We start from the raw sequence: 3,250 nt of genomic DNA on the forward strand, positions 1-3,250 counted from the left end.
CCCGCCCCGACCACGGCCACGCGCCGGCCGGTCGGCGGCGCGCGGTGGAAGGGATGCCCGCCGCGCCCCATCAGGGCATCGGTGGCATGCCGCTGCAGGCGCCCGATCTCCACCGGCTTGCCCTCGGCCGCCTCGCGCACGCAGGCCTGTTCGCAGAGCGTTTCGGTCGGACAGACCCGCGCGCACATGCCGCCGAGGATATTCGCCTCGAAGATGGTCCGCGCGGCGGCCTCGGGCTGGCCGGCCTGGATCTGGCGGATGAAGAGCGGCACGTCGATCGATGTCGGGCAGGCGGTGACGCAGGGCGCGTCATGGCAGAAATAGCAGCGATCCGCCGCCACGAGCGCCTCGTGCGCGGTGAAGGGCGGGGCGATGTCCGCGAAATTCTCGGCGATGCGTTCGGGCGGCAGGCGGTGCGCGACGATCCCCGGCGTCTGCGGCGTTGCGGGCATTGACCTCTCCTGGCGGGCGCAGCTCCGGGAGAAGGCTGACACGGGCGCGATTCTTGATCAACTGGTAAAACACTGCCGTGATCTGGCCGGCGAAGGGCAACGGGCGCCGGAGATCCGGTGCCGCGACCTCGCCCGGCCGAGTTCCCGGCACGTCCAGCACCCCCATCCGGCCCGGGCCGGGCGCACGGGCGCGCGGACGGGAGGCTTTGCGCCGGCCCCGGACTTGGTCTAAGCGTGGCATGGTCCGGCATCGAGGAGTCGTCATGATCCGTTCCGCCTTCGCTTTCCTGCTGCTCCCCGCTGCGGCGCTCGCGCATCCGGGCGCGCATCTCCATCCCCATGGCGCCGAGACGCCGGTCGGGCTCCTGCTCGCGGCGCTGGTTGCGGCGGTGGCCTTCGGGGCCTGGAAGGCGCGGATGCGCCGGTGATGATCCCCGGCGAGATCCTTCCGGCTGCGGGCGACATCCTCCTCAACGCCGATCGCGAGAGCATCGCGCTCGAGATCGCCAATACCGGCGACCGTCCGGTCCAGGTCGGCAGCCATTGTCGTCTTGCCGAGACCAATGCCGCGCTCGACTTCGACCGCCCCGGCGCGCGACGCGTTTTCGGGCTCAGCGGCGCGGCCATGGGGCCGCTCGACTGACGCTCGTCCGGGCCGCGCCGCCTTCCGCTCCGGCCACGGACATGCGATCGGGAAGGAAGCCATGCCGATCTTCGTTCTCGCCCTTGCCCTTGCGGCCTATGCCTATGCGCTGGTCACCGAGCCCGGATTCCGCCGCTGGGGCCTGATCGGCGGCGCGGCGGTCGGGCTGGGGCTGGCCGTCTACTTCTGGCAGAGCGCGCCGGAATCGAGCCGCGCCGAGGAGCGCATCGCGCCGCAGGAGCTGACCCTCGATCAGGTCACGCTCGAGCGCACATCCCGCGGCGCGACCCTGAGCGGCCGCGTCGCCAACGGCTCGCCCGAATTCCGCCTGCGCGAGATGACCCTCGAGGTGCGGCTCTACGACTGCCCGACACCGGCGACCGCACTCGCCGAATGCCCGGTGATCGGCGAGGCCTCGGCGATCGCGCGACCCGACGTGCCGCCGGGCCAGCTGCGCGCCTTCACGGCGCATTTCGTCTTCGCCAACCTGCCCGAGCCCGTCGGCACGCTCGGCTGGGATTCGCGCGTCTCGGGAACCCGCGCCACGGAATGACCCGGACATCCTCGCGGGCGAAACCGGCGTTCAGCTCTCCGCACGCAGCCGTTCCCGCCACGTCGTCGCATAGTCCTGCAATCGCCGGTCCGGGAGGATCATGCCGGCTTCGGCGGCCTCGGGCCGCTCCGGCCGGCGGCCCGTCAGTAGGGCTGCACCGATGCTGGTTCCGGTGGCCGAATCGCCGGCGCCGGCGACGGGCCGGTTCAGCGCCGAGGCGAGCATCTCCAGATAGAGCCGGTTGCGCGAGAACGGACCCTCGGTGATGACCGGCCCCTCGGCGCCGATCATCCCGGTGCAGACGCCGGTCATCAGGGCGAGATAGAAGGACAGCGCCACATGGCGCTCGCCGTCGCTCAGCGAGGCGGGATCGGTGCTCCAGGCGGCGGCACGGCCCTGGAACGGTCCGGACCTGGATTCCACGCCGGGCAGGAGCAGGATGGCGCGGTCGAGCACCTGCAGCACGTCGCGCTCCGAGGATGCCGGCGCGTGCCCCTTGCAGACGATTTCGAATTCGCGGCCGCCCATGAAACGGGCCGAGGGCACGGGGTCGCCGAAGGCATTCACGTTGATCAGCGTGTCGCGCGCCGGGTCGAGCTCGGCCGGATGCCCGCCGATCGCCATGGCGATCACCCAGGTGCCGGTCGAGACCACGGTGAAGGGCGCCTGCCGCCGCAGGAGATGCGGATAGAGCGAGGCATTGGAATCGTGGATCCCGCAATAGACGGCCGTGCCCGCGCCGAGGCCGGTCCGTGCGGCTGTCTCCGCCGAGACCGCCCCGATCAGATCCGTGGGCATCCGGACCGGCGCCATCTTCTCCCGCAGGCCGAGCCGGTCGACGAGGGGCGAGAAGCGTCTCTCCCAGGGCGCCCACAGATCGGTATGGCAGCCGAGATAGGTGACCTCGGTGGCGAGCCGCCCGGTCAGCCGCCAGACCCAGTATTGCGGATAGGTGACGACCGCGGCGATCCGGTCGGCGCGATCAGGCCAGGTCCGGAGCTGCCAGAAGAGCTGGGCCCCGAGGTTGAGCCCCCCGGCGAGACGCGGCGATCCGGTCTCGGCGAAACCGGGACGCAGGGCGTCATAGGCCTCGGCGAGGCGGTCCGGCCCGTCGTGCTCGTAATCGAGGACCGGGAGCACCAGGGCGCCCGACCCGTCGAGCAGCGCCGCCGCCGAGGCGTGGGCGGTGACCGTCAGCGCGTCGATGCGATGGCGCCGGTGCAGCTCGGCCAGGCCGCCGAGCATGAAATCCCAGAGCGCCTCGGTATCGAAATGCGGATAGGGGCCGTCCTGCCGGACCGCGTTCGGCATGGTCAGGACGCCGATCTCCTGCAAGTTGTCGAGATCGACCAGGGCGACCTTGGCGTTGGTCTTGCCGATGTCGATGACGCCCACATGCCCGCCCGCCATCGTGCTCATGCCCTCCGCCGGGCCGCGAGGCGGGCCCAGAGCCGCGGCAGCGCGATGACGCCGATCAGCATCAGGCCGACGAAGATCGACATCACGATCCCCGGCACGTTCAGGAGGCCGAAGCCGAAGGTGACCAGCCCCATGACGAAGGCGGCGATCACCACGCCGGGGATCGAACCCGACCCGCCGAGG

The 3,250-nt window shown here is 71.4% G+C and carries 3 protein-coding genes and 3 pseudogenes; 3 read left to right on the forward strand and 3 right to left on the reverse strand.

Annotated elements, in window-relative coordinates:
- Positions 1 to 452 (reverse strand): annotated as a pseudogene (locus V7050_RS19840) (dihydropyrimidine dehydrogenase); the annotation flags it as partial.
- Positions 453 to 715: 263 nt separating this feature from the next.
- Here V7050_RS19840 and V7050_RS19845 point away from each other — a divergent pair.
- The 3 genes and pseudogenes from V7050_RS19845 to V7050_RS19855 all read left to right on the forward strand — a co-directional run bounded on the left by V7050_RS19845 (position 716) and on the right by V7050_RS19855 (position 1,648).
- Positions 716 to 880 (forward strand): hypothetical protein, encoded by a 165-nt coding sequence (locus tag V7050_RS19845; RefSeq protein ID WP_324369713.1) that lies wholly within the window; start codon positions 716 to 718, stop codon positions 878 to 880.
- Positions 880 to 1,050: pseudogene (locus V7050_RS19850) on the forward strand (urease subunit beta); the annotation flags it as partial. The gene V7050_RS19845 and the pseudogene V7050_RS19850, both read left to right, overlap by 1 nt.
- A gap of 106 nt (positions 1,051 to 1,156) precedes the next feature.
- Positions 1,157 to 1,648: a hypothetical protein gene (locus V7050_RS19855; RefSeq protein WP_324369711.1), complete on the forward strand. Its 492-nt coding sequence runs from the start codon at positions 1,157 to 1,159 to the stop codon at positions 1,646 to 1,648.
- Between the two features lie 30 nt (positions 1,649 to 1,678).
- Here V7050_RS19855 and V7050_RS19860 read toward each other — a convergent pair whose 3' ends face one another.
- On the reverse strand, positions 1,679 to 3,067 hold the full coding sequence (locus V7050_RS19860; RefSeq protein ID WP_324369709.1) for an FGGY-family carbohydrate kinase: 1,389 nt from the start codon (positions 3,065 to 3,067) through the stop codon (positions 1,679 to 1,681).
- Positions 3,064 to 3,250: pseudogene (locus V7050_RS19865) on the reverse strand (ABC transporter permease); the annotation flags it as partial. The pseudogene V7050_RS19865 and the gene V7050_RS19860, both read right to left, overlap by 4 nt.

Source organism: Amaricoccus sp., from assembly GCF_036846665.1.
Lineage (GTDB): Bacteria > Pseudomonadota > Alphaproteobacteria > Rhodobacterales > Rhodobacteraceae > Amaricoccus.